The sequence below is a fragment of the Chromobacterium sp. CCUG 76385 genome (assembly GCF_059916625.1).
This window is the reverse complement of the sequence record NZ_JAUCGU010000018.1, coordinates 12,327-37,510: the sequence shown is the minus strand read 5'-3', so window position 1 is coordinate 37,510 and position 25,184 is coordinate 12,327. Positions and strand designations below refer to the sequence as shown.

At 63.1% G+C, this 25,184-nt stretch carries 18 protein-coding genes and 2 CRISPR repeat arrays; of the genes, 7 read left to right on the top strand and 11 right to left on the bottom strand.

What is annotated here, in order from left to right:
• Positions 1-223: 223 nt before the first annotated feature.
• On the bottom strand, positions 224-1,006 hold the full coding sequence (locus QUG01_RS12650; protein ID WP_084201626.1) for a formate transporter FocA: 783 nt from the start codon (positions 1,004-1,006) through the stop codon (positions 224-226).
• 1,104 nt (positions 1,007-2,110) lie between these two features.
• On the opposite strand from QUG01_RS12650, the gene QUG01_RS12645 reads away from it, so the two are divergent.
• From QUG01_RS12645 to QUG01_RS12635, 3 genes are all read left to right on the top strand, one after another.
• On the top strand, positions 2,111-3,409 hold the full coding sequence (locus tag QUG01_RS12645; RefSeq protein ID WP_500830458.1) for a serine/threonine transporter: 1,299 nt from the start codon (positions 2,111-2,113) through the stop codon (positions 3,407-3,409).
• A 66-nt stretch (positions 3,410-3,475) separates the two neighbouring features.
• Positions 3,476-4,876: an L-serine ammonia-lyase gene (locus QUG01_RS12640; RefSeq protein ID WP_500830457.1), complete on the top strand. Its 1,401-nt coding sequence runs from the start codon at positions 3,476-3,478 to the stop codon at positions 4,874-4,876.
• A gap of 398 nt (positions 4,877-5,274) precedes the next feature.
• Positions 5,275-5,940 (top strand): HAD family hydrolase, encoded by a 666-nt coding sequence (locus tag QUG01_RS12635; RefSeq protein WP_500830456.1) that lies wholly within the window; start codon positions 5,275-5,277, stop codon positions 5,938-5,940.
• Positions 5,941-5,943: 3 nt separating this feature from the next.
• Here QUG01_RS12635 and QUG01_RS12630 read toward each other — a convergent pair whose 3' ends face one another.
• Both QUG01_RS12630 and QUG01_RS12625 read right to left on the bottom strand, forming a co-directional pair.
• The gene (locus QUG01_RS12630) at positions 5,944-6,531 is read right to left on the bottom strand and encodes a LysE family translocator (RefSeq protein WP_500830455.1); all 588 of its coding nucleotides are present in this window, start codon (positions 6,529-6,531) and stop codon (positions 5,944-5,946) included.
• A gap of 10 nt (positions 6,532-6,541) precedes the next feature.
• Positions 6,542-6,955, bottom strand: coding sequence for a DUF2000 domain-containing protein (locus QUG01_RS12625; RefSeq protein ID WP_500830454.1), 414 nt, complete (start codon positions 6,953-6,955; stop codon positions 6,542-6,544).
• A gap of 98 nt (positions 6,956-7,053) precedes the next feature.
• Between QUG01_RS12625 and QUG01_RS12620 the strand changes: the two genes are divergently transcribed.
• Positions 7,054-7,956 carry a LysR family transcriptional regulator gene (locus tag QUG01_RS12620; RefSeq protein ID WP_500830453.1) on the top strand — a complete coding sequence of 301 codons (903 nt, stop codon included), beginning with the start codon at positions 7,054-7,056 and terminating at the stop codon, positions 7,954-7,956.
• Between the two features lie 8 nt (positions 7,957-7,964).
• A CRISPR array of direct repeats spans positions 7,965-12,080; the repeat unit is 29 nt; unit sequence CGGTTCATCCCCGCGGGCGCGGGGAACAC.
• A gap of 101 nt (positions 12,081-12,181) precedes the next feature.
• Here the strand turns inward: QUG01_RS12620 and cas2e are convergent.
• The 8 genes from cas2e to cas3 form a co-directional block, all read right to left on the bottom strand.
• Complete coding sequence (gene cas2e, locus QUG01_RS12615; RefSeq protein ID WP_500830452.1) at positions 12,182-12,484, bottom strand: type I-E CRISPR-associated endoribonuclease Cas2e; 303 nt, start codon at positions 12,482-12,484, stop codon at positions 12,182-12,184.
• The gene (gene cas1e / locus QUG01_RS12610; RefSeq protein ID WP_500830451.1) at positions 12,465-13,382 is read right to left on the bottom strand and encodes a type I-E CRISPR-associated endonuclease Cas1e; all 918 of its coding nucleotides are present in this window, start codon (positions 13,380-13,382) and stop codon (positions 12,465-12,467) included. The genes cas2e and cas1e overlap by 20 nt, the downstream gene beginning before the upstream one ends.
• A complete protein-coding gene (gene cas6e / locus QUG01_RS12605; protein WP_500830450.1) occupies positions 13,379-14,080 on the bottom strand; it encodes a type I-E CRISPR-associated protein Cas6/Cse3/CasE in 702 nt (233 codons plus the stop codon). Before cas6e ends, cas1e begins: the two co-directional genes overlap by 4 nt.
• Complete coding sequence (gene cas5e, locus QUG01_RS12600; RefSeq protein ID WP_500830449.1) at positions 14,077-14,838, bottom strand: type I-E CRISPR-associated protein Cas5/CasD; 762 nt, start codon at positions 14,836-14,838, stop codon at positions 14,077-14,079. Before cas5e ends, cas6e begins: the two co-directional genes overlap by 4 nt.
• A gap of 4 nt (positions 14,839-14,842) precedes the next feature.
• Positions 14,843-15,895 (bottom strand): type I-E CRISPR-associated protein Cas7/Cse4/CasC, encoded by a 1,053-nt coding sequence (gene cas7e, locus QUG01_RS12595; protein WP_500830448.1) that lies wholly within the window; start codon positions 15,893-15,895, stop codon positions 14,843-14,845.
• 20 nt (positions 15,896-15,915) lie between these two features.
• Complete coding sequence (gene casB, locus QUG01_RS12590) at positions 15,916-16,503, bottom strand: type I-E CRISPR-associated protein Cse2/CasB (protein WP_500830447.1); 588 nt, start codon at positions 16,501-16,503, stop codon at positions 15,916-15,918.
• The gene (gene casA / locus QUG01_RS12585; protein ID WP_500830446.1) at positions 16,484-18,067 is read right to left on the bottom strand and encodes a type I-E CRISPR-associated protein Cse1/CasA; all 1,584 of its coding nucleotides are present in this window, start codon (positions 18,065-18,067) and stop codon (positions 16,484-16,486) included. The genes casB and casA overlap by 20 nt, the downstream gene beginning before the upstream one ends.
• 385 nt (positions 18,068-18,452) lie before the next feature.
• Positions 18,453-21,191, bottom strand: a complete 2,739-nt coding sequence (gene cas3, locus QUG01_RS12580) for a CRISPR-associated helicase Cas3' (protein WP_500830445.1) — start codon at positions 21,189-21,191, stop codon at positions 18,453-18,455.
• A 464-nt stretch (positions 21,192-21,655) separates the two neighbouring features.
• On the opposite strand from cas3, the gene QUG01_RS12575 reads away from it, so the two are divergent.
• From QUG01_RS12575 to QUG01_RS12565, 3 genes are all read left to right on the top strand, one after another.
• Positions 21,656-21,847, top strand: a complete 192-nt coding sequence (locus tag QUG01_RS12575; protein WP_500830444.1) for a CsbD family protein — start codon at positions 21,656-21,658, stop codon at positions 21,845-21,847.
• A gap of 70 nt (positions 21,848-21,917) precedes the next feature.
• Positions 21,918-22,235 (top strand): BON domain-containing protein, encoded by a 318-nt coding sequence (locus QUG01_RS12570; RefSeq protein WP_500830443.1) that lies wholly within the window; start codon positions 21,918-21,920, stop codon positions 22,233-22,235.
• Between the two features lie 91 nt (positions 22,236-22,326).
• Positions 22,327-22,494 (top strand): hypothetical protein, encoded by a 168-nt coding sequence (locus QUG01_RS12565; protein ID WP_500830442.1) that lies wholly within the window; start codon positions 22,327-22,329, stop codon positions 22,492-22,494.
• Between the two features lie 166 nt (positions 22,495-22,660).
• A CRISPR array of direct repeats spans positions 22,661-25,131; the repeat unit is 29 nt; unit sequence CGGTTCATCCCCGCTCGCGCGGGGAACAC.
• Between the last annotated feature and the right edge of the window lie 53 nt (positions 25,132-25,184).

The following is a 25,184-nucleotide window of genomic DNA, read 5'->3' as shown; positions in this document are numbered from 1 at the left end:
ACATGGTACATTCGGAATCGAAAATTTCGTTTGATCTTGATCAAGTAGCGCCCCGCTTGAGGCGCGATTTCGATCCTGCAGCGCAGCATGCCAACTGCCTTCAACATCATTGATTTATCAGTGATTTATAGCAAAGTCGGCGCAATACAGGGTGTACTGCGCCGACTACATTCGAAAACGAACATTCACATGCCGTTTACAGGCCAACAGCCTGTCTCAATGTTCAGACCGCTTTCAGCGTGTGGCGTTCCAGCAAGTACACCACCAGACCGACGCCAAACGCGCCGCCAACGATATTGCCCAACGTAGCCGGCACCAGATTATGCGCGATATCCGCCCACTCCAGCCCCGCCATGCCCTGCAGCTTGGCCAGCGCGAAGAAAGCCATGTTGGCGATGCTGTGCTCGAAACCGGAGAAGAAGAACACGAACACCAGCAGCATGATGATCAACAGCCGCGCCGCTTCATTGCTCAGGCGCATCGGCACCCATACCGCCAGGCAGATCACCCAGTTGCACAGCACGCCCTTCCAGAAGATCTCCATGCTCGAGGCGTGCACCTTATGCTCCACCACGTTGAACAGCAGGTGATCGGCAGGCAATACGCCCATGCCGCCGGCGCCGGCCAGCACGGCGACGAACAACAGCACGCCCAGCAGATTGCCCAGATACACCATCGTCCAGCTGCGCAACATATTGCAGGTGCGGCAGCGGCCGCTAAGCCGGCCGACGGTGAAGTACATCACATTGCTGGTGAACAATTCCACCTTGCACACGATGATGCTGACCAGCGCCACGCCAAAGAAACCAGAAGTGGCGATGTAATAACCGGGGGCGCCGCTGGCGAAGAAGACCTGGCCTAGCTTCAGGCTGACGGCCAGCACAACGGCGATCAGCGCGCCGGCCATGGCCGCGCTGAGCAGATAGCGGCCCGGTTCGGACAGCAGCACCTGCTGCTTGCTGGCGGCCTCGTCGACCACGTAGGCGAGAGTTGAAGAGTGGCTCATGATGTAACGTCTCTATTAAGAATGTGGGTAAGGCGGCGTCGCGCGATGCGGCCGGAGGCGATTCGCATCCGATGCGACTTTGCGAAAATTTTATGTTCGTTTTAGTAAATTCGTGTTTGATACCGATCAATCCATAGCGTACCACCGCCCAAGCCACCCCCACACGGCCAGACTGCAGCACAATCCTTCCACATTTGTGCGAATACCGGCACAAAACACCAGAGAAATGTTGCAGCAGCTCGCCAGCGCAATGCAGACAAACCGTCCCCGCCGGCCTGCCTCGCATCAGCCATGCCTGTTGTAGCGCCGGCATTTCGCTATCACTGGGCCAAGAGACGCGCCCTTGTCATTTCATAGAATACGAAAGAAAAGTTGTTCATTTTTGTAACTTTATTTTCACATTCGAAAATAATTAAGCAATTTCACGCTCGCATATCGTGCGCATTGACGCCGCAATCATCACAATCGAACAATCAAAATTCGAACAATTCAGGCGCAAGCCCATGCTATTCCACCCGGCAGACCATGCCAATAAATCCATTCTCATCAAAGACTTGCACAATCCAAGCACGGAAACGAACCCCATCGCCCGGCTCCCGGCATCTTTGCGTCAGCAGGCAATGACAGACCCAAGAAAGGTAAAATTACGCAATAAATTGCACAGAGCAATCACTCAAATTTCAAACTTGTGGCAAGGATAAAAAATGACCATGGCAAAATTACCCATGCGCAATCATTTTATAAAATAGAAAATTTAGTGAAATTTAATTCCACAAAAAATGAATTTAAAGGATATAAAACCAATAAAAAAATATTGTCATTTAGAATTTAGAAAACCAGCCATCCCTCAGGCATGTTCATTTGTTCATTTGGTGACAAAATTATCTTGATTAGAATCAACTGATGTTCTTAAATGTGTACCTTGCTAACTACAAATGCCCTTACGATGGGCAGCAATTAAGCAAGACGCGGTTCACAAACAACGACATACAGAGAACCCCGTCGGCAACAGTTCGATCCGCCCCCCGCCACAAGCCGACAACGCCGGCGGCGGAGGATGGAAACCCGGAATTTGCGAAATATCGTTTGAAAAGGCACCTCATCATGTCACAAGCAATCGCCTCAACCGCCTCCCGCTCCGGTTCGTCCGGCTGGACCAAGCACGACACCACCTGGATGCTCGGCCTCTATGGCACCGCCATCGGCGCCGGCGTCCTGTTCCTTCCCATCAACGCCGGCATCGGCGGCCTGTGGCCCCTGATGCTGATGGCCATCCTGGCCCTGCCGCTGACCTTCTTCGCCCACCGCGGCCTGACCCGCTTCGTACTGTCTGGCAGCAAGGAAGGCGCCGACATCACGGAAGTGGTGGAAGAACACTTCGGCGTAGGCGCCGGCAAGATCATCACCTTGCTGTACTTCTTCGCCATCTACCCGATTCTGCTGATGTACAGCGTGGCCATCACCAACACGGTGCTGTCCTTCCTCAATAACCAGCTGCACATCGACGTGGGCACCGGCATCGCCACCCGCGCCGTGTTCTCGCTGGCGCTGATCCTGGGCCTGATGTCCATCGTCCGCCTGGGCGGCCAGATGATCGTCAAGGCGATGAGCATCCTGGTCTACCCGTTTGTGGTGGTGCTGATGCTGCTGGCCCTGTACCTGATCCCGCAATGGAGCGACACCGCCATCCGCCACGCCGGCAGCCTGGGCGACGCCGTATCCAGCGGCGCCTTCTACAAAACGCTGTGGCTGGCCATCCCGGTGATGGTGTTCTCGTTCAACCACTCGCCCATCATCTCTTCCTTCTCCGTCGACCAGCGCAAGCTGCACGGCGACGAAGCCGAGCCGGCCTCCAGCCGCGTGCTGATCCGCGCCCACACCATGATGGTGCTGACCGTGATGTTCTTCGTGTTCAGCTGCGTATTCAGCCTGAGCCCGGCCGATCTGGCCGCCGCCAAGGCCCAGAACATCTCCATCCTGTCCTACCTGGCCAACCACTTCCAGAACCCGGTGATGGAATGGGTTGCCCCGATCATCGCCATGGTTGCCATCAGCAAGTCCTTCCTGGGCCACTACCTGGGCGCCAAGGAAGGCTTCAACGGCCTGGTGGTCAAGCAACTGCGCCAGAGCGGCAAGACCATCGAAACCTCGAAGCTGGACCGCTACACCGCCATCTTCATGATCGTGACCTGCTGGATCATCGCCACCATCAACCCGTCCATCCTGGGCATGATTGAAACCCTGGGCGGCCCGGTCATCGCGATGCTGCTGTTCCTGATGCCGATGTACGCCATCCACAAGGTACCGGCGATGAAGAAGTACTCCGACGCCGCCAGCAACATCTTCGTGGTACTGATCGGCCTGATCGCCATCTCCGCCATCTTCTACGATCTGTTCGTCTGATCGTAACCAGGCAGGCCGCCCAGCGGCCTGCTCTCCTCTCCGTACTAGCTTCAAAGAGGTAGCATCATGTTCAGCATGAGTGATATCTACAAAATCGGCGTTGGTCCCTCCAGTTCCCACACCGTCGGCCCGATGAAGGCCGGTCACCAGTTCCTGGGCGCGCTCAAGGAAACCGGCAGATTCAACCAAGTCACCCGCATCCATGTGGACTGCTACGGCTCGCTGGCCCTCACCGGCAAGGGCCACTGCACGGACCAGGCCATCATCCTGGGCCTGGCCGGCAACCTGCCGGACACCGTGGACCCGGACAACTCCGCCAGCCTGATCGCCGACGTGGAGCAAACCGGCCAGCTGACGCTGGGCCGCACCCACCAACGCGTGATCCTCGGCATGGACTTCCATACCGCCAACCTGCCGCTGCACGAAAACGGCATGCAGATCCACGCCTTCGTCGGCGACGAAAAAGTGCTGACCAAGACCTATTACTCGATCGGCGGCGGCTTCATCGTGGATGAGGAGCACTTCGACCAATCCAGCTGCAGCGACACCCCGGTGCCGTACCACTTCGTCACCGCCCAGCAACTGATGGACATGTGCGAGGAAACCGGCCTGTCCATCGCCGCCCTGGTGCTGGAAAACGAGAAAGCCTTCCACGACGTCAAGGACACCGAGGCGCACTTCCGCCGCGTGTGGGAAGTCATGAAGGGCAGCATCGAGCGCGGCATGCGCACCGAAGGCAACCTGCCCGGCCCGATGCGCATCCCGCGCCGCGCCCCGGCCCTGCACCGCATGCTGACCAGCTCGCTCACCGTGGCCAAAGACCCGATGAGCGTGATGGACTGGGTCAATATGTACGCCATGGCCATGTCGGAAGAAAACGCCGCCGGCGGCCGTGTAGTCACCGCCCCGACCAACGGCGCCTGCGGCATCGTGCCGGCGGTGCTGGCCTACTACAACCACTTCATCCAGCCGCTGGACGACGACAGCTGCCTGCGCTTCTTCCTGTCCTCCGGCGCCATCGGCTGCCTGTTCAAGCTGAACGCGTCCATCTCCGGCGCCGAAGTCGGCTGCCAGGGTGAAGTGGGCGTGGCCTGTTCCATGGCCGCGGCCGGCCTGACCGAACTGATGGGCGGCAGCCCGTCCCAGGTGTGCATGGCGGCGGAAATCGCCATGGAGCACAACCTGGGCCTGACCTGCGACCCGGTGGGCGGCCAGGTGCAGATTCCGTGCATCGAGCGCAACGCCATCGCCGCGGTCAAGGCGATCAACGCCGCGCGCATGGCCATGCACCGCGTCAGCAGCCCCAAGGTGTCGCTGGACAAGGTCATCGCCGCCATGTACGAAACCGGCAAGGATATGGACGCCAAGTACCGCGAAACCTCCTGCGGCGGCCTCGCCTTGCAGATCAAGGTGGAAAGCAAGGTTGTGCCCAGCCAGGCCATCCGCTGGGTGGACGACGCAGCCTGAGCCCGTCGCCCGCGCTAAGACAAACGCCACCCTCGCGGTGGCGTTTTTGTTGACGGCTCGGCTTGCTGCATGGCCGCCCACTGCCTAGGGGTTGTTGACGTTTGGAGAGCGGTCGCGCCGGGATGCGTTTTGCGACGAATCGAGGCGTTTCGCGCGCCGCATAGTCATTCTCTGCCAGCGCGAAACAACGAAGAGTCGGCGCGAAAGGCGCCCGGCCCTGCGGGTTTGGCCGCTTTGGGCCGGAAGCCGCGTTGCCCAGCCCTTGCATAGAATGACTATGCGTCGGACTGCGCGCCTTGCTTCCGGCCCAAATCGGCTCAAACGCGATCCACTCACCAAACGTCAACAGCCCCTAACATGACGGCCCTGCGCTCAGAAAATATCCAAGAAGGAATGCGATGAAATCCGCCGACTTCGCCCTGCTGTTCGACCTGGACGGCACCCTGGCCAATAGCGACCCGCTGCACTATCAGGCCTTTGCCCGACTGCTGGAAGAAAACGGCAAGACGCTGACGCCCGAACTGTACCAGCGCCACATCGTGGGCGGCTCCAACGCCAGCATCATGCGCGCGCTGTTTCCGGAGCGGGACGAAGACGCGCACCGCGCCATGGCCGATCACAAGGAAGCCTTGTTCCGCTCCTCTGTAACCCGCATGCAAGCCACGCCAGGCGTCACGCAGCTGTTCGATTGGGCGGCCGCGCGCGGCTTCCCCATCGCCGTCGTCACCAACGCCCCACGCGCCAACGCCGAACTGATGCTGGAAAAGCTGGGCCTGGCCGCCCGTGTCCACGCCCTGGTCATAGGCGAGGAGCTGCCCGCCGCCAAGCCAGACCCGCTCCCCTACCTAACCGGCCTCGCCCGCATCGGCGGAGTAGCGGAACGCGCTTGCGCCTTTGAAGACTCTCCCTCCGGCATCCGCGCCGCCCGCGCGGCAGGCCTGCACACCTTCGCCATTGGCGACGCCCTGCCGGCCGAGCAACTGTTGGCCGCCGGCGCCGATGCGATTATTGACGACTTCACCGCGCCCGAACTGTGGCGCTGGCTGGAAGCCGCGCCGGCCTGATCCTTACCCAAACGCAGAGTACAGGCCGCAGCCTATCAGGCAACAGCCGCATAACCGCGCCGGCCATGACTGCCCCTTGCCCACCAGCCTGCCGCTCAGCAGACAGGCGGCGGCGACGCACAGCAGGAACACCGCCAGCACGGTCAGCAGGAACAGCGGCCCCAGCAACAACATCTGTCGCGCCGCGTCCTGCCCGGGCTGGATGAACTGCGGGAAGTAAACGATCAAAAAACCGATGATTTTAGGGTTGGGCAGCGTCGCCATCAGCCCGCGCCGGAACACCCCGCCGGGAGCTTGCGCCACCGCCTCTTGTCCTGATGGCGACGTTCGCAACTGCCCCACGCCCAGCCACAACAGATAGCCTGCGCCCAACCACTTCAGGCCAAGCAAGATAAGCGGCGACGCCTGCGCCAACGCGCCCAGGCCGCTCAACGCCGCCAGCAGCAGGATGGCGTCCGCCGTCACCACACCCAAGGACGCCGCCGCGCCGGCGCGCCAGCCCTCGCGCAAGGCCGCGGCCACAATCACTAGCAGCGATGGCCCCGGCAGCAGGGTGATCAAGGCCGTCGCCACGATAAAGCTCCAGATCATGGCCGTCTCCTCAGCGCAACAAGCCAAGGCTACCCGTCAACTGGCGCACCCGCTTGGCCGGCCCGCACAGCGCCAGGCCCTGGTATTGCAAAGCCTGCTCCGGCGTGGCGGCCAGCGCGGCCGCATACTCCTGGTAACTCCGCGTGTTCCGGGTGGCGCTGGTCAATTCCACCAGCGTCAACTCATCCCGGTGCGTGCTCGCCGCCGCGCGCAAGGCCCGCAATTGGTCGGCGTCGCACTTCAGGATGGGAATCGCCACCGTAGTGATACCCAGCCGCAGTTCGCCCGCCGCGTCCGGCAAGTCTTCCCCCACCAATTGCGGATGCCGCCTGCCCAGCGATAGCGACAGCACGGCTGCGGTATTGGCGATGACGCCCGGCGGCAATGCCGGGTCGATGACGATGACGCAACGCATGTCCTGCATGACAGTCCCCTATCGGATTGGAATGACTCACTATGCGCGGTCACCCGCTGCGCTACAATCCAGATCAATTGAAACTGTCTGATCGAAAAAATCGAACAATGATAGACGAACTGCGCGCCCTGGCCGTCTTCGCCAAAACCGTGGAAACCGGATCGTTTCGCGCCGCCGCGCGGGCGCTGGGGCTATCGCCATCAGTGGTGAGCCACCATCTGTCGCAGCTGGAAGCGCGCCTGGGCACGGCGCTGCTGTACCGCTCCACCCGCAGGCTATCGCTCACGCCGGACGGACAGGCACTCTACCTCCACGCCCAAGCCATGCTGGAGGCGGCGCAAAGCGGGCTCAACGCCATCGCCGGCCGCGCGGCGGAGCCGGCAGGAACGCTCAGCTTGACGCTGCCGGCCTTCTTCGCCCGCAGTCCGCTGGTCGGCCAGTTGGCCGAATTCGTCCGCAGCCATCCCAAGGTGGAATTGACGCTGGACTTCAGCGACGAAAAACGCGACCTGATCCGCGACGGCATAGACCTGGCCATCCGCATCGGCGAACTGCCGGACAGCGCACTCAAATCGCGCCGTCTGCACGACATGCCCCGCCTCACGGTGGCCGCGCCCTCGCTGCTGGCTGAGCGCAAAGCGCCGCAAAACCCGCAAGAGCTGGCGGAATGGCCCTGGCTGGGCATCCGCATGCGCCCCAATCGCAAGACGCTGATCCATGAAACAGGCCAGGCGCAATCGTTCTCCTTCCAGCCGCGCCTCACCGTCAACAGCGTGGACGCCGCCTGCCAGTTGGCCATCGCCGGCTGCGGCCTGGCCACTCCGCCGGCGTTTCTGGTAGCGGACGACATCGCTGCCGGCCGCTTGCAAACAGTGCTACCACAATGGCAAGTGGAGCCGCTGGGCATCTACGCCGTATGGCCGGCCAACGCCGCCAGGGAAAGCCTGACGCTGCGTTTGGTGCATTTTTTGGCCGCAGCGCAGACCATCGTCCACAGCAAGAACAACTAACTCCTTCCGCTTTCATCCCCGTGGGCGAGGGGAACACGGCGGTGGGCCAGTCCGCCGCCGGCAGGCGTGCGGTTCATCCCCGCGGGCGCGGGGAACACGAGCAGTTTGAGTATTGGACATGTTCGTATTCCGGTTCATCCCCGCGGGCGCGGGGAACACACCTACACCCACTACTACAGACACTAGCGTGTCGGTTCATCCCCGCGGGCGCGGGGAACACCCAGGGGCAACGGTGGTTTCTGCCATACGAGGCGGTTCATCCCCGCGGGCGCGGGGAACACGCCAGCGCAGACGGCAAACCCTGCAGACGAGGCGGTTCATCCCCGCGGGCGCGGGGAACACCTGCCAACACGGCCAATAGTGCGGTAGTGACGCGGTTCATCCCCGCGGGCGCGGGGAACACCTACGTTGTCGCGCCAGCAGGCGCGCTGGATCCGGTTCATCCCCGCGGGCGCGGGGAACACGCGAGCCGGTGCCGAAAGCGGTCTACCTATGGCGGTTCATCCCCGCGGGCGCGGGGAACACGCGGTACATGAAGGCCTCCCCTGCTAAAATCTCGGTTCATCCCCGCGGGCGCGGGGAACACCCCTGGCGATGTGGAGAATGGTCTGCTGGTCGCGGTTCATCCCCGCGGGCGCGGGGAACACACCATCAAGGAGACGGACGGCTCGACCAGCACCGGTTCATCCCCGCGGGCGCGGGGAACACACAAAAGGGGGTATCAAAATGCTGGCTAGTCACGGTTCATCCCCGCGGGCGCGGGGAACACTGCCAGCCCTTGTTGTGGCCGCGCATGACGGACGGTTCATCCCCGCGGGCGCGGGGAACACTTTGCAGGTCCGTTTTGCTCATCTCATATCCCCGGTTCATCCCCGCGGGCGCGGGGAACACGCGACGGAACTGGAACCACCCCCTTTCGGCGTCGGTTCATCCCCGCGGGCGCGGGGAACACGCCAGTCGGACCGGCAAGGGTTGCGGTCACATCGGTTCATCCCCGCGGGCGCGGGGAACACGTGGCTGGCAGTTCCACCCCTATGGATTGCGTCGGTTCATCCCCGCGGGCGCGGGGAACACTCGCTGGGTTCGGTTGGCTTTTCTGCCTCACCCGGTTCATCCCCGCGGGCGCGGGGAACACTTTCGCCAACTCCGTCACTGCCTTGGCACGCTCGGTTCATCCCCGCGGGCGCGGGGAACACACGAGAGCCTTGGCGATAGCTTCCCCGTGCAACGGTTCATCCCCGCGGGCGCGGGGAACACAATAGCAGGCAGAACCGGCGGTCGTTTTTGGTCGGTTCATCCCCGCGGGCGCGGGGAACACGCCCGCAAAAAGGGTTCACGGAATACTTGAACCGGTTCATCCCCGCGGGCGCGGGGAACACGCATCTTTCTACACGGACCCGGACGCGCACGGCGGTTCATCCCCGCGGGCGCGGGGAACACACCCGAAGCCGCCAAACGCTTGCTAATATTTCCGGTTCATCCCCGCGGGCGCGGGGAACACCCGCCATGAAGATGACCAAACTGGGCAAGGCCCGGTTCATCCCCGCGGGCGCGGGGAACACCGGTTCAATCGGAATAATACCCGGCACGCTGGCGGTTCATCCCCGCGGGCGCGGGGAACACTTGGACGAACTGGCCCGGCGCTGGATTGCCCGCGGTTCATCCCCGCGGGCGCGGGGAACACCCGGCCTCAAATGGGAAGTCGCGGAGCCATTGCGGTTCATCCCCGCGGGCGCGGGGAACACGGGCGCCACTCCGGCAAGCCAAGTTCCCAAGGCGGTTCATCCCCGCGGGCGCGGGGAACACTCATACCTAGACCCGAAGCCCGCGCAAAGGGCCGGTTCATCCCCGCGGGCGCGGGGAACACCTTCGAACGCAGTTACCAGGTCGAATCGTTGTCGGTTCATCCCCGCGGGCGCGGGGAACACGCCACCTGCAGCCATATCTTGCGGCACGTAGCCGGTTCATCCCCGCGGGCGCGGGGAACACACGGCACCGGCAGGTGCCGAGGCATCACCCTCCGGTTCATCCCCGCGGGCGCGGGGAACACGGTTCTATCGCGTTGCCATCGACCGGCGAATCCGGTTCATCCCCGCGGGCGCGGGGAACACGAATTCTCATGTCGTGACCTCGAAATACGCCTCGGTTCATCCCCGCGGGCGCGGGGAACACTAATAGGGTGCAAACGTGCCGAAGCTCAATAACGGTTCATCCCCGCGGGCGCGGGGAACACGAGCGCGCTGGATATTTTCGGGGTGTCAATGACGGTTCATCCCCGCGGGCGCGGGGAACACATGGTTAAAGGCTATCCGGTTGACATTAAGGGCGGTTCATCCCCGCGGGCGCGGGGAACACAAAGCTGTTCAAGAAAATCGGTTAACCCGCGTCGGTTCATCCCCGCGGGCGCGGGGAACACATTGGGACAACCCTGACGGCTCTGGCCGCACGCGGTTCATCCCCGCGGGCGCGGGGAACACAAGGCCTTAACCACGAAAAAGTTGCTGGTATTCGGTTCATCCCCGCGGGCGCGGGGAACACCTGAAATGATTGAAATTTGGTCTGAAACGTATCGGTTCATCCCCGCGGGCGCGGGGAACACAGGGTTTGAATGTCTGCAGAAATGGGCGGGGTCGGTTCATCCCCGCGGGCGCGGGGAACACCTGCCAACACGGCCAATAGTGCGGTAGTGACGCGGTTCATCCCCGCGGGCGCGGGGAACACCGCAATACTCTGCTGTATGACGGCATCAGCACCGGTTCATCCCCGCGGGCGCGGGGAACACCGGCTCGGGAGACCGCGTAGCGGCGGCCGGTCCGGTTCATCCCCGCGGGCGCGGGGAACACGTTATTCGCAATATCGATCAGACTTATTTCTTCGGTTCATCCCCGCGGGCGCGGGGAACACTAGAATGGGGCAAGTTTTGCCAATTCCGTAATCGGTTCATCCCCGCGGGCGCGGGGAACACCTGAATAACCGTGGTGAAATTCGAAAAAAAATCGGTTCATCCCCGCGGGCGCGGGGAACACCCTTCAGCGCCCAGTGACGAATGACCGACATTCGGTTCATCCCCGCGGGCGCGGGGAACACACTATAGCCAAACCACCGATCATCAAACGCTGCGGTTCATCCCCGCGGGCGCGGGGAACACTTGTTTAACTTGACTAAAGGTAAATAAAGTGACGGTTCATCCCCGCGGGCGCGGGGAACACTACCGAGCGCGGCGTGTATGACCGGCTCAAGCGGGTTCATCCCCGCGGGCGCGGGGAACACCCGTTAAACCGCCCGCCATCGAGGCACACGGCCGGTTCATCCCCGCGGGCGCGGGGAACACTCGTCGCGCTTGTAGACTATGGCGCCCCCTATCGGTTCATCCCCGCGGGCGCGGGGAACACTACGTCATCGCCAAGCTCGGCAGTAGCGCCACCGGTTCATCCCCGCGGGCGCGGGGAACACGCCACGGCCGAGGCCGCCACCAGCAAGCTGACCGGTTCATCCCCGCGGGCGCGGGGAACACGCTGCGGTGTCGGCTTTAGCCATTTGTTACTCCGGTTCATCCCCGCGGGCGCGGGGAACACAAGAAGCAGGTGATGTGCGTCAGCAAGGGCGACGGTTCATCCCCGCGGGCGCGGGGAACACAAACGGAAACATCGCGGCCGGACAGCCGAAAGCGGTTCATCCCCGCGGGCGCGGGGAACACCCGTTCTTGGACCTCTGCCTGTGGAAAGGCCGCGGTTCATCCCCGCGGGCGCGGGGAACACTCTTCAGGCGTCCAGCGAACCATCATGCCTGGCGGTTCATCCCCGCGGGCGCGGGGAACACATGGTGGTGAGGCTGTCCGGCAGGTCGCTGGCCGGTTCATCCCCGCGGGCGCGGGGAACACCAAATCAGCTGCAGCGGAATACTGCCGCCGGGCGGTTCATCCCCGCGGGCGCGGGGAACACCGAGCCAGCGACGGCCCAGTCGCTGCGCGACGCGGTTCATCCCCGCGGGCGCGGGGAACACCACCGAAGTTGTGGGCGCGCCAGCGACCACCACGGTTCATCCCCGCGGGCGCGGGGAACACACAGATTTCACATGCGATCAAATGGAACTCGGCGGTTCATCCCCGCGGGCGCGGGGAACACACCAATTGCAAGCAACTGATTTTTAATAACAAAAATGCCACCAAAAAATCTACCGATTTTTAAAGAACAAGACTCTCCTTTCCCATCAATTGATGCAGACGCTATTCCCCTGCATCTTCCGGCGCGGGTGGCGGTAGGAAAGACACCAGCTTGGCGCCATCGAACTCGGCTGGCATGCGGCGGTTGGCGCCCAGGGTGACGAAGTCGAAGCCGGCCTCGGTGGCGGCCTGCCAAGCCATCACCGCGTTGCCGTCCTCCAGCCCCTCCTCCACCTGCTGCCACAGGTAGTCTCGAATCTTGCGGTTGTAGTTGCCCACGTAAACGCCGGCGCGGATTTCCAAGAGCCAGATCGCCATCCGGCCGCGCAGCCGGGGAGGCGCGTTTTCAAGTACGATGACCAGCATCGCCCAGCCCTTCGTCGTCCGGAAACGCCGCCTCCACCACGCCCTGCGCCTCCGGCTTGTCCAGGCCGCCTGCGTCCAGCATGGTTTCGATGTCCGGGATGATGCGCTCCAGCAGCCTGGTCTTGCGGAACATGTCGCGGCAGCGCTGACGCACCTCGCGCTCCACGTTGTGCACCGGCTTGGCGGCGACGGCGAAGGCCACCGGCACCACGGTTTCGAATTTGTATACGTCCGCCACGTCGTAGACGAAGGACAGCGGTTTGCCGCTGTGGATGAAGCCGATGGCCGGCGCGTAGCCGGCCGCCAGCACCGCCGCCTCGGTCACGCCGTACAGGCAGGCGGTGGCGGCGGACAGGCAGCGGTTGGGGATGTCGGCCTGGTCCCAGTCTTCGCGGTCGTAATTGCGCGCCTGCCATTTCACGCCGTACTGCTGCGCCAGTTGCTGGTACAGGGCCCGCACCCGCGCGCCCTCTATGCCGCGCAGCTGTTCCACGCTGCGCTTTTGCGGCGGCTCGTCGCCAAAGCGGCGGCGGTACATCTCGCGCACCACCTTGAGCCGCGCGTCATCGTCCAGCGCCAGCCGGGCCTGGTACAACAGCCGGTCGGCGCGCGCGCCGCCGGGCTGGCCGGCGGAATACAGCCGCACCCCGGCCTCGCCCACCCACACCAGCAAGGTGCCCACCTGGGCCGCCAGCTTGCAGGCGGCGTGAGACACCCGCACACCTGGCTCCAACATCAAACAGGCCACGCCGCCCACCGGGATATGGGTGCGCACGCCGGTGGCGTCCACCGCGACGAAAGCGCCGTCCAGCACATCCAGCTGGCAGCGCTCGACAAACAAGACGGAAAGCCGCTCCTTGATGGGGAGCGGCTTCAAGGGCGGGAGGGGTTGGCTCATGGCAGCCGTTTCACCAACAGCAGGCCGCAGCCGAAGCCCAGCGCATGCCCCAGGCTGGAATGCGGCGCGGCGGCGGGCTGTCCCAATAGCGCCTGCGCCAGCTTGTCACCATCGGCCACCCTGGCCATGCCCTGGTAATCGACCGAGGAAAACTGCATGCGGCGGCCCTTGCTATGCAGCGTGTGCTGGAAATAAGCGTCCACCTGCACTTCGTCGCGGTCGATCTCCAGCCCCCAGGCATCGGCGCGGCGAGAGAGCCAATCCAAAGCAGCGGCCATCATGGCTTCCTGGATTTCATCTTCCGGCAGGCCTTGGGCTTTCGCCTCAGTCTTGGCCGCCATCAATACGTCGTGGCGCTGGCTGCGCTGCCCCTTGGCCTTGGGCTTGGCCACCACCGGATTGGCACGCAGGCTGAAATGCACCCATTCCCCAGATTCCAAGCGCGGCTGGTAAGGCTTGCTTTCCACTTTCACCGCCGGGTGCCAGCCCTGCGGCTGCCGCTGCGACAACAGGTAGTACAGCAGATGGCCATTGGCGCCCTGCTCCGCGCGGAACAGGAAATCGCGCTTGGCGTCAGGCGCGTCCGGAAACAGCTTCCACATCAGCAAGTGATCGCGGTATGCGTCTCCGTGAATCATGAGGCTGGACTCATGCGAAAAAACGCTGGCCGGCACGGCAATGCGGGATAGATAGCTCATTGCCGCCCTCCCGCCAGATAGGCCAGCTCCCGCCGCGGCTCGAATTGCCAGCGCAAGCGCGACAAGGGCTGGTCATTCCTCATCAACTGTAAAGTCGCGTCCATGCCGACATCAGCCATCGCCTCGTCCCAGAAGTAACGCGCCTGTCTGTCCTTATCCAGATCGATCTTGGCCTCCCTCGGCTCATCGTCATCAAGATCGACACCAGGCACAAACGGCTCATCGTCGCGGCTGTCCAGCGCCTGCTTCAGCGTGTCGAAACCGCCCAACCTAGGATCCAAGGGCAGCGCCAGCGGGCAAGACTTGCGGCCGAGATAAGGCAAAAACACCGGCGCGCGCAGCGCATCGGCCAGGGCAGGCAAGCCATGCGGCGCGTCCGGCGCAGCCTCCACCGCCACCACGCTCAGGCTGTCGCTGCGGTATTCGCGGCTGGTGAGGATGGTGTTCAACTTTTCCTTGTCGCGCACTTCCTGGCGGCGGCTGCGGTAGGCAAACTTCTTGGGGATGTCCGGCCACTGCACGGTGTGGTAGTCGCGCAGCGGCATGCCGGCGGCGACGAGCTTGACGCCGAAGCGGTAACCGCGGCTGAGCGCCTGCTGGCCGGCCTCGTCGTCCCGCCTCACGCCCAGCGCCGCGCCCAGCAGACCCAGCAGCGTGGAACGGGACGGATGGTCGGCGCTGGCGCGCTGCTCGCCCACCGCCAGCTCGCCCCAGCTGGCCATGGGCCCATACAGCTGGAAAACCAGATACTCGCGCATGGCCTTACTCCGCGACGAAAGCCAGCAGCGCCTGCAGGCTGCCCTCGCCCTTGATCACATCGAATTCATAGCGGCGGTCGGCGCAAGCGCCGTACACCTTGTCCATATTGTCCCGCACCGACGTCAAGGCCTGGATGCCGCCAGCGGCGTAATCCCCGCTGTTCACCGGCTTGAGGAAGGCCAGCGACAGGCTGCGCGGCTGGCGATCGCCGCGCTCGGCCAGCGCGTAATGGGCGTAGGCGCGGCTGGCGTAGCTGTTTTGCTTGCCGTTGGGCGCCACCGTCAACGCGGCCTCGGTCAAGGCGGCGATGGTCCGCTTGGCCAGCTCGGCATCGCCGCCCAGGTTTTGCCGCAACAGTTCGCGGTCGATGCAGATGTACTGGTAGAACACCGCGGCGGCGAAGGCGCTTTCGCCGATGTGGGCCGCGCCGGGATCTTTGCGGTTCAGGTCGTCCACCGCCGTGAAGTAGTCATCTTCCACCACCGTGGCGTGGATGCCCAGCGCGTGCGCCACTTGCACCGCCGCTTCCACATTGTGTTCGGTCTTGCTGGCCAGCATGCGGCCGAACATGGCGATGTCCGCCGCCTGCTGCTTATGCAGCAGCGCGTCCAATTCCTCTTTTTCCGGCGCGCGCTTGTCGGCGATCAGCTTGGCCACCAGCTTGTCCAGCGAAGCCTTCTCTTCCGCCGAAACATGCACCAGCTGCTCGATCTCGTATGGCTTGTCCTTCTTCAGCGCGCCGTACACCTTGGCGATCTCATTGGCGCTGTCGCCAGCCAGCTTTTCCGGGAAACCCGCAGCCTTCAGCTTTTCATAAACCTCCACGCCTAGCAGCTTGGTGCGCGTGCCCAGCGCGCCTTCGCTCTGGCCCACTTGGCTGAACAGCTTTTGCTCAAACAGCTCAGACGTGCGCCAGGCGCGCTTCAGGCTTTGCGACGACACCCGCAGGCGCTCCACGCCGCCCATCATCGCGGTCTTGGGGCGGCCCAGGTCGTCGCGGTTCAGGTTGGCCGGCGGGTAGGAAATCAGGGTATGCAGTTGGATGAAACGGCTCATGTTTTATTCTCCAATGACAATCAGGCGGGTTCTTGATCGGCTTCGCGCAAGGATTCGTGATAGTAGTCTGCGGCCCAGCGCAGTTTCAGGCGTTCGCGCGGGGGCAGCGCCGGGTCGGCTTCGCGGAATTCCCATACCCACTGCAACAGGTCCACCGCCAGCTTGCCTACATCCACCTCGCCGCCCAGCAGGTCCACCGCGCGGCGGGCCTGGCGGTAAAAACTGTCCTCGTCGCGGCAGGTTTGCAGCTGGCGGAAACGCAGCTCGCTCATCGCCTCGCGGCCGGATTCGTTCTTGCGGCCCAAGCTGCGGGCAAACTCCTTGCCCGGCGCGTGGGTGGCATGCGCCGCCACGCCGGCGGCCAGCGCCAACTCCTCCGCCCCCACATCCAAACCCTGCCGCCGCAATTCCTGCAGTAGCCGATGGAAGGCGGATTGCAGCAATACATCTTCCGGCGCGGCGCAGCGCCGCAGTTGGGCGCGGTCTGCCCGCTTCAACATGGCGAATGGCCCATGGCGCTCCTCGTCGCTCGGGTCCAGCGCCTGCCGCCACTGCGCGACCGTCTTGGCCAGCGTTTGGCGTTCGGCCTTATTGAGAAACCGCTTCATCGCTTGCTCCCTGGTATTGGGCGATGCGTTCGCCCATGATCTTGTGCGGCTTGGCCCGCCACAGGCCGCGCTGCAAATCGGCGCGCGCCCTTACCACCTTGGCCATATCCATTTCTTCAATCGGCGCGCACAACACCCAATAATCGAACAACTCCAGCACCAGCCGGCGCAGCGGCGGCAGCCAGGCGGCGAAAACCTCCGCCTGAGCGGCAGGGTCAAGCTGTGGCGCTTTGGCCAAGCGTTCTACCGCCTGATAGAACAGGCCCTCGCTGCGTTGCCAAAAGCTCTGCTCGATGGCTGGCTCCTTCTTGTCCATATTGCGGGCTTTTTTGACGCCATCGCCCAGCATCAACGCGCTTTGTCTGGCCACCTCCAGCATCTGGCGCGCGGCATCGACGAAATGGGGCTGGTCTTCGCTGGCCAAGCCAAACCAGGGCAGCGTGACATCGCGCCAGGCTTCGGCCTTCATATTGTCCATCTGGTAGCCGAAGCACCACAGCCGCGCCTCGCCGGCCTGTTTCAGCTTGTTCGCCTTGCCGCGCTGGCGGTTGAAGTCCCACACCGCCCGCGCCGGCTTCTCGTTGTCGTTTTCGCCCAAGGTCAGGCTCAGCCAATGACGATAACCGCCGGCCGCGCGGCCGCCCTTGGTGGAAATCGGCGGCTTGGAAATGTCCTTGGGGTCGGTCAGATAGGGTGTAAGCGGATGCAGCCAGGGGCCGGTGTAATTGATGCCGTAATTGCGGGTGCGGTATTGGCGGAACAAGGCGTCATGCGCCTCGCCGCAGACTTCGCACACGCCGGCGGCCACATCGTCCACGTCCAGCCGGATGCGGCGCGGCATGCTCCAGAACGCCTGCAGCGGGTGGACATCCTCAGGCCTGGTTTCATCGCCGCCCTTGTCGCTGACGCGGGTGGCAGCCAACCAAGGCAGCTTGGCGGACAGCGGCTGCTCCGCGCGCCAGGCGGCATCCTCGCCATCCAGCGGCAGCACATTCAGCCACAGCTTGCGCCACAGCGAGGCGTCGGCGTCCTCCTGCAACACCAGCGTGGTCAGCGGCCCGCCGCCGCGCAGTGAGGTACGATGTCCCACGCCGCCGCTGGGCGCGTTGATCTGCAAGGTGAACAAGGCTTGCGCCGCGCAGCTCTCGCACAGGCCCTGCCAGTCGGCCAGCTTGTTGAAGAACAGATTGGAATCGGAGCCGGTATCGATCAGCAGCTCGGCGGTGCTTTTGGCGTTGCCTTCCAGCTTGGCGTCGCGGTCCTGCATGAAAGCGATATCGCCGGTCAGCTCGAAAGCCGGCCGCAACGGCGCGAGCCAAGCCTCCAGCTCCGTCGCGCTAGGCGGCTCATTCCAATAGCCCAGCCAGTCATTCAGATTGCCCGGCGCCGCCGCCGTTTGCAGCAGGCCGATCAGCAGCTGATACAGCGCGCCGCGAAAATCCGCGCGCGGCGCCAGCACATCCACCACCTCCGGGTCCGCCGCATCGTAGACGCTGCCCGGCGACACGCTGCCATCGCGCCGTTTGAGGCGGAGCCAGCGGTTGGCGGGATTGAGTAGATTCATTCCACCCTCCTAGTTACTTGAATTCGACCTTCTTCACTCGCCAAATGAAAATCAGGGCAATCACCAACACCAAGATCAATGCCACAGCCCAGCCATTACCGTTCCCCGCCAGAGCCCCAACCGCCTCACTACCCAACACCCACACTAGAAACTCACGCATTGCTAACGCCTCCCGAGTGATGACATTCGGGATTCTAGCATCGCAGCAAAAAAAGTAAAGCAGAATGGGGTATGGGGATTTTGAGACTCAACACCCAATCTGTTACAATGCAAGGGCTCCTCAAGAGATTGGGGATGAACCACAGAATGGGGATTCTATCCTTATATCTGTCAATACGTTCCTTGCGATAGCAGGGCTTATTCCAGGCGGCTCCGGCCGCCTGGTTCACTTCCACAGCAAGCCCAACTCCAGGCTGTACTTCACCTCCACCTCCCTGCCCCTGGCATCGACGCCCTGACCCAGCCACCCGCCAGCCTCTTCGCCGGGAAGTAAGGGCACGACCAGGTCGTACTCGGTCAGCCAGGGTTGCTCATGCGCCAAGCGGTCCAGCCAGGGTTTGAAGCGCTGCCGCCAGCTTGGCGACAAGTCCTTGAGCCTGTTGGCGTCCACCCGCAGCGCGGACAGTTGCCATTGCAGGCGCGGATCGTCGCTTGGGAACAGCGGCCGCAAGGCCTCGCCATCGGCCACTGCCAGATAGACCAGCCGCGTTTCGTCGGCTAGCCGGGTGGCGACGTCGCTGTCTTCCACCCAATGCTTGCTGCTGTCCTCGCAGTAGCCCTTTTCCCAATCCAGCCCGTTGAACAGGGCCATGCTGCGCTGGCTCATCGCCTCGCCCCAGCATTGATTGGCGGCGTCTTGCAGCGCCGGCGGCGCTTCGCGCGCGCTGGCTGCGCCATACACGGCCTCCACCAACTGCCGCACCGCGCCGGCTTCGCCGATTTCTCCAGGCGACACGATGCCGCCAGCTGCCAGCAAAGCCTGCTGGGTCTGCCATAGCTTGGCGGAATCCGGGTATACGTACTGAGCGCCGGGGAACAGCCGGCCGTACCAATCGGCCTTGGCCTCATCATCCGGCTCCGGTCCGTAGACGTAGAGCACAGGCTCCGGCCGCTGCTCCAGGCACTGCGCGGGAGGCGTGCCATCTGGCCACGGCTGGCCGTCCTCCTGACGGGCATGGCGCTGCAGGCGGCCGGCGCGCTGGATCAGCAGGTCTATCGGCGCCAAGTCGCTGACCATCACATCGGCGTCGAAATCCAAACTCTGCTCCAGCACCTGGGTGCCGATCAGCACCCTTCCCGCTCGCGTGTCCGCATCGGAATGCTTGCCCAGCGCGTCCAATACTTTATCTTCTATCTCTAACCGATGCCCCATTGCGTAACGGCTATGGAACAGATGCAGTCTGTCGGCCGGGATTGCGTCCCGCAGCAGGTCGAAGGCGCGGCGGGCATCATCCACGGTATTGCGCACCCAGCACACGCAGCGTCCGGCCTGCGCTTGCCGGACGATCAGTTCGATCACAGCCGCCTCGTCATGCAGATGCGCCACCCGCACCTTGCGCTTGACCTCGCGGCGGGTTTCACAGGGCTGCTGATGGAAGGCGGAGGCGGACAGATGGCTGGCCAAGGGATAATCCGGCAGGAAGGCGTCGCTCAAACTAGGCTGGGCCAGCCCCTGGCGATAGGCATTCAGCAGCTCGCGCTTGATCTGCTCCGGCACGGTGGCGGACAACAGCACCGCGCTGCCGCCTTGCGCCGCGTGCCAGCGCAGCAAACCGACCAGTAAAGTGCGGACATAGGGATCGAAACCGTGCACCTCGTCCACCACCAATACCTTGCGGCTCAGGCCCAGCAAGCGCAGCGACTGGTGCCGCACCGGCAGCGCGGCCAGCAAGGCCTGGTCTATGGAGCCGACGCCGGCCTGCGCCAGCAAGGCCTTTTTATTGTTGTCCGCCAGCCATGCGTTGCAACTCATGCCGGCCGACGCGTCGTCCTTGGCATAAGGCTTGCCGCCGCTTTGCACGCTGAGCGCAAAGTCCTCCACCAGCTGGCGGGCGGAGTGCGCCAACACCAGCGACGGCCGCTCGCCATCGGCGAACAGCTTGCGATACACGCCGCCCACGCGACGGTACATCTGGTTGGCCGTGGCCATGGTGGGCAGGGCGAAGTACAGGCCATCGGCCAGCCCTGCCGCCATCAGGCGATGCGCCAGAATCAGCGCCGCCTCGGTCTTGCCGGCGCCGGTCACATCCTCCAGCAGGAATAGCTGCGGTCCATCAGCCAGCGGCACGCTAGCCGCGTAATGCTGCAAGGGCGTGGGAGAAGATAGATAGGGGATGAGGCGGGTCAGCTGGTCCACGCCGGCATAAGGCGCGCAGCAACAAGCCGTGATGCCGGACGCGGCCAAAGCCCGCCGCGCGGCCGGACGGGCATGCTCATGCCAATAGTCCGCCAGCGCCATGGGCTGGGCGCGGTAGGGAAAGTGATATTGATTAGAGCCTATCCAGTCCGCCAGCACCATCAGGCCGGCCAGCTGCCAGCCCCTGCGCGGGTCAAGCGTTTGGCCAGGCGCGGGCAATGCGCCGACCAAGACTGCGGCGTCGCAAGCAAAGGCTTGCGCGGCGTCCATATCGTCTGGCAGGAAATGATCGGTTGCACGCAGCCGTCTGGCCCCGCCTTCGCGCGGCGGCTGGCCGTGATGGCCGCATGCGATGCGCAGCCAGTCATCCCAGCGCTCGCGATCCGCCTCCGGCATGACGGCCGCCGGCAGGCGCTCTTCCAGATAGTCCAACCACAGCAGCAGACCCAGCGTATCGTGGCGCAGCGTATACAAAGGCGCGCGGGCCACCGAGACCAGATCGTCGGAACCAGGCGGCAGAATCGCCTGGAAACTGCGGGCGAACTTGCCCAGGTCATGCAAAATAGCGAAGTAAACCGCCACGGAGCGGAACTGCTCCGCACTCCACCCCTGGCTGGCGGCACACGACGCCACCCAAGCCGGTCGCTGAAACAGCAGTGCTTCCATCACCGCGGCCACATCCAGCATGTGGAAAGGCAGCAAATGCCAGCGCTCGCCCGTATCGTCACGCGGCGAGGATTTTCCCCTGTATCGCCAATACGCTTGCATCGCTCCTCCGGCACAAACCGATCAGCTCAATAGACATGACCTAAGCGCGCAGGCTAGCAGCAAGTCAGTCACATGTCATTTCACATAAGAAATATTCCACTTGAAATTGACAGAAGCGTCAGGCTTAACCCTTCCCTATTCATGGCCAGCCAGCATCTCCAACGCCTGCCCCTGCCCATTCTTGTCAGAACGTGTTCACGATCTTTTTGGCCTTGTATCCGCTTCGCGGATAGCCGTTTTCCTTGCCGGGACATGCCCGGCGAGCGAAGGGACGGTGGCGCATCGAAAACGTGCTTCCACAAGCCAGGCCCCAAAAAACAAAGATCGTGAACAGGCTCTCAGAACCAGACCATGCCAAGTGTGGGGCAACGAACAGACCCAGCGCCGCCGGTGGATTAAGGTGCGAATGTGTGGCATTCGCCGCGCGTCGACATGGAGTCGGCTGAATTTTTCAGGAGCGGATCATGGGCATCAACAAAGATCAAATCAAAGGGCGTGCTGAAGAGTTGAAAGGCAAAGTGAAGGAGGTTGTCGGCAAGGCGGTGGGTAACAAGGAGCTGGAAGTGAAAGGCAGCGCCCAGAAAAACGTAGGAGCCGTGCAGGCAGCGGTTGGCGACGCGAAAGAGGATCTCTCGAAGAAGCTGAAAACACCTTAATCACCAGGCGGAACCCGCGTGTCGATGCATTCGACGCCTGTTCGGCTGAAACTAAGCAATTGGAGCAATCATGGACATCAAACTCACCGGCGCCTTGCTTTTGTTGGGTGCCCTGCTCGGCCCAGTCGGCGCCTATGCCGAAGACACCTCCACGGACACCCCAGGTCAGTATCTGGACGATGCGGCCATCACGACCAAGGTCAAAGCCGTGTTCGCAGAGGACAAATGGGTTAACGGCTCAGACATCAGCGTCCGTACCGACCATGGCGTCGTCGACCTGACCGGCACGGTCAAGAGCAAGAATGAATCCGACCGCGCCACGGAATTGGCAACACAGGTCAAAGCCGTCAGGGCGGTTCACAACAACCTGACGATTATGGCGCACTAAGGCCTTAACCACTGTCAGCGCAGGATGGCCGCATCCCCTTGCGCGCCATCGCTGACGGTCAAGATTTCACTTCTTCATCAGGAGAGCAGACATGGACTTACTGATTATCGCGATTTTGCTCTTGCTGCTGTTTGGCGGCGGCGGGGGCTTGTATTGGGGTCTGGGCATGGGCTGGGGAATTGGCCCTATCGGACTGATCGTTGCTGTAGTGATCATCTCTTTCGTGCTGTTTGGCTATCGCGGCAGAAGAGGCGGCTGAAACAAGGAGCGTCTTGGGGTCGAGCCCAGATAAATGGAAGGAGACCTTCTGTCCGGCCCTGAAACGCATCGCCCCACTCAAACACGCCTTGCGACGGACACGTTAGCCGGCCCCGTAGCCGGTCATCACGCGCTCAAAAATGGCCTGGATGAGGCTGACTGCAAAGCAATTCATCCCCGCTCGCGCGGGGAACACAACAGACGCCAGGCTAACATGCGATGCGTCGGCGGTTCATCCCCGCTCGCGCGGGGAACACGATTCCCAACAGTTTTCCGACGCAGTTTACCGCGGTTCATCCCCGCTCGCGCGGGGAACACGCCTACAATGCGTTCAGGTGGAATCAGACCGCCGGTTCATCCCCGCTCGCGCGGGGAACACGGAATATCTTCATCTACATTTTCCCAATGTTCAGGTTCATCCCCGCTCGCGCGGGGAACACTGTAGAAAGGGATAACGGAAAAACTAAAGAGCCGGTTCATCCCCGCTCGCGCGGGGAACACGTGCGCACCAAGCGGCCCATTTTTTGAACGTGCGGTTCATCCCCGCTCGCGCGGGGAACACGGCGTATTTACGATTTGGCCGAGGACGTCATTACGGTTCATCCCCGCTCGCGCGGGGAACACACAGCCGGCAGCAGGGTCGAATTGCGGGTGATCGGTTCATCCCCGCTCGCGCGGGGAACACCATCCGCCGTATTGGTTGATTTCGAAGTCCATCGGTTCATCCCCGCTCGCGCGGGGAACACTGCTGCGAATCGAATGTCCGCATCGTCAGTCGCGGTTCATCCCCGCTCGCGCGGGGAACACCGGGTACATTTGCGCAAGCTGCGTTAATTTGCCGGTTCATCCCCGCTCGCGCGGGGAACACATGCCATATCATTAAGTTGGGTTTTGGCGATCCGGTTCATCCCCGCTCGCGCGGGGAACACGTAACTATTGCCGGCGCAATGTGGGAGGGTGGCGGTTCATCCCCGCTCGCGCGGGGAACACGGATTGCGCGTGACCCTCCTTAGGTTTAGCACCGGTTCATCCCCGCTCGCGCGGGGAACACTGCAGGCCATGGAGGAGCTGGAGTCGTTCAATCGGTTCATCCCCGCTCGCGCGGGGAACACGAGGGCGATCCCGTTCTGGCTGGTTTTCATGACGGTTCATCCCCGCTCGCGCGGGGAACACGACCAAGTCGAGGAGGCGCTGCGCCTGGACGGCGGTTCATCCCCGCTCGCGCGGGGAACACGCGATTGCTGCCCCGAGGATGTTGCCTCGCGCCGGTTCATCCCCGCTCGCGCGGGGAACACGCCGAACTCTTGCCCTTGCAGCATGCGAACTACGGTTCATCCCCGCTCGCGCGGGGAACACTGCGAACTCGGCGACAACTGCGAACTCGGCAACGGTTCATCCCCGCTCGCGCGGGGAACACGGTCGGTTCTACAAACTCATTCGGGGCAAATACGGTTCATCCCCGCTCGCGCGGGGAACACCTTTTTTGACGCCTTCGATTTCAAACCCTAATCGGTTCATCCCCGCTCGCGCGGGGAACACCAAAAGTGACGCCAGCATCTCGCCGGATTCGTCGGTTCATCCCCGCTCGCGCGGGGAACACGGCATCCTCAATAGGCGCAGGCTTGGCTAGTTCGGTTCATCCCCGCTCGCGCGGGGAACACATTGAGGAACTCTGCCGGGACAATGGTTGGAGCGGTTCATCCCCGCTCGCGCGGGGAACACGTTTGCGCGGGTGAAGCTGGCGGCGGATGGCACGGTTCATCCCCGCTCGCGCGGGGAACACGAGCCCGTGTTTATCAGCCAGCTGCGCCGCGGCGGTTCATCCCCGCTCGCGCGGGGAACACTACCTTTAATGGCTCGACTGTGACCGTCATGGCGGTTCATCCCCGCTCGCGCGGGGAACACGCAATGGGAGGATGTATCATGTGCGAAATAATCGGTTCATCCCCGCTCGCGCGGGGAACACAGCCCAAGCCGCTGAGCAAGATATCAACGCCGCGGTTCATCCCCGCTCGCGCGGGGAACACTTTGCTTGACCGACTTGTTGTTCAGTACCCGCCGGTTCATCCCCGCTCGCGCGGGGAACACTAGTTTTTTACCAAGCGGGGCGGCGACTAGGTCGGTTCATCCCCGCTCGCGCGGGGAACACGTTTTATAGGTTGCCGCCATTTGCAGCAATTGCGGTTCATCCCCGCTCGCGCGGGGAACACGCCGATTTGGCTATGCAATAGTTGCGCCCTAGCGGTTCATCCCCGCTCGCGCGGGGAACACACATGGGGGCAGATGAATGTCGCGTGCGGCGGCGGTTCATCCCCGCTCGCGCGGGGAACACCCGATCTAAAGATGCACGAAGATCGAATAATCCCGGTTCATCCCCGCTCGCGCGGGGAACACTGCACAATCGACGGCACCAGCATGATGGAGCGCGGTTCATCCCCGCTCGCGCGGGGAACACTCGCTCCTGCTGCGCTTGTTCGGCCCCGAATCCGGTTCATCCCCGCTCGCGCGGGGAACACGTCAGCGGATCGGCCACGCCCTCAATCAGCGACGGTTCATCCCCGCTCGCGCGGGGAACACGAGGGCAAGGGAGGAAGCAGAGAGCGGACATACGGTTCATCCCCGCTCGCGCGGGGAACACGTCAGCGGATCGGCCACGCCCTCAATCAGCGACGGTTCATCCCCGCTCGCGCG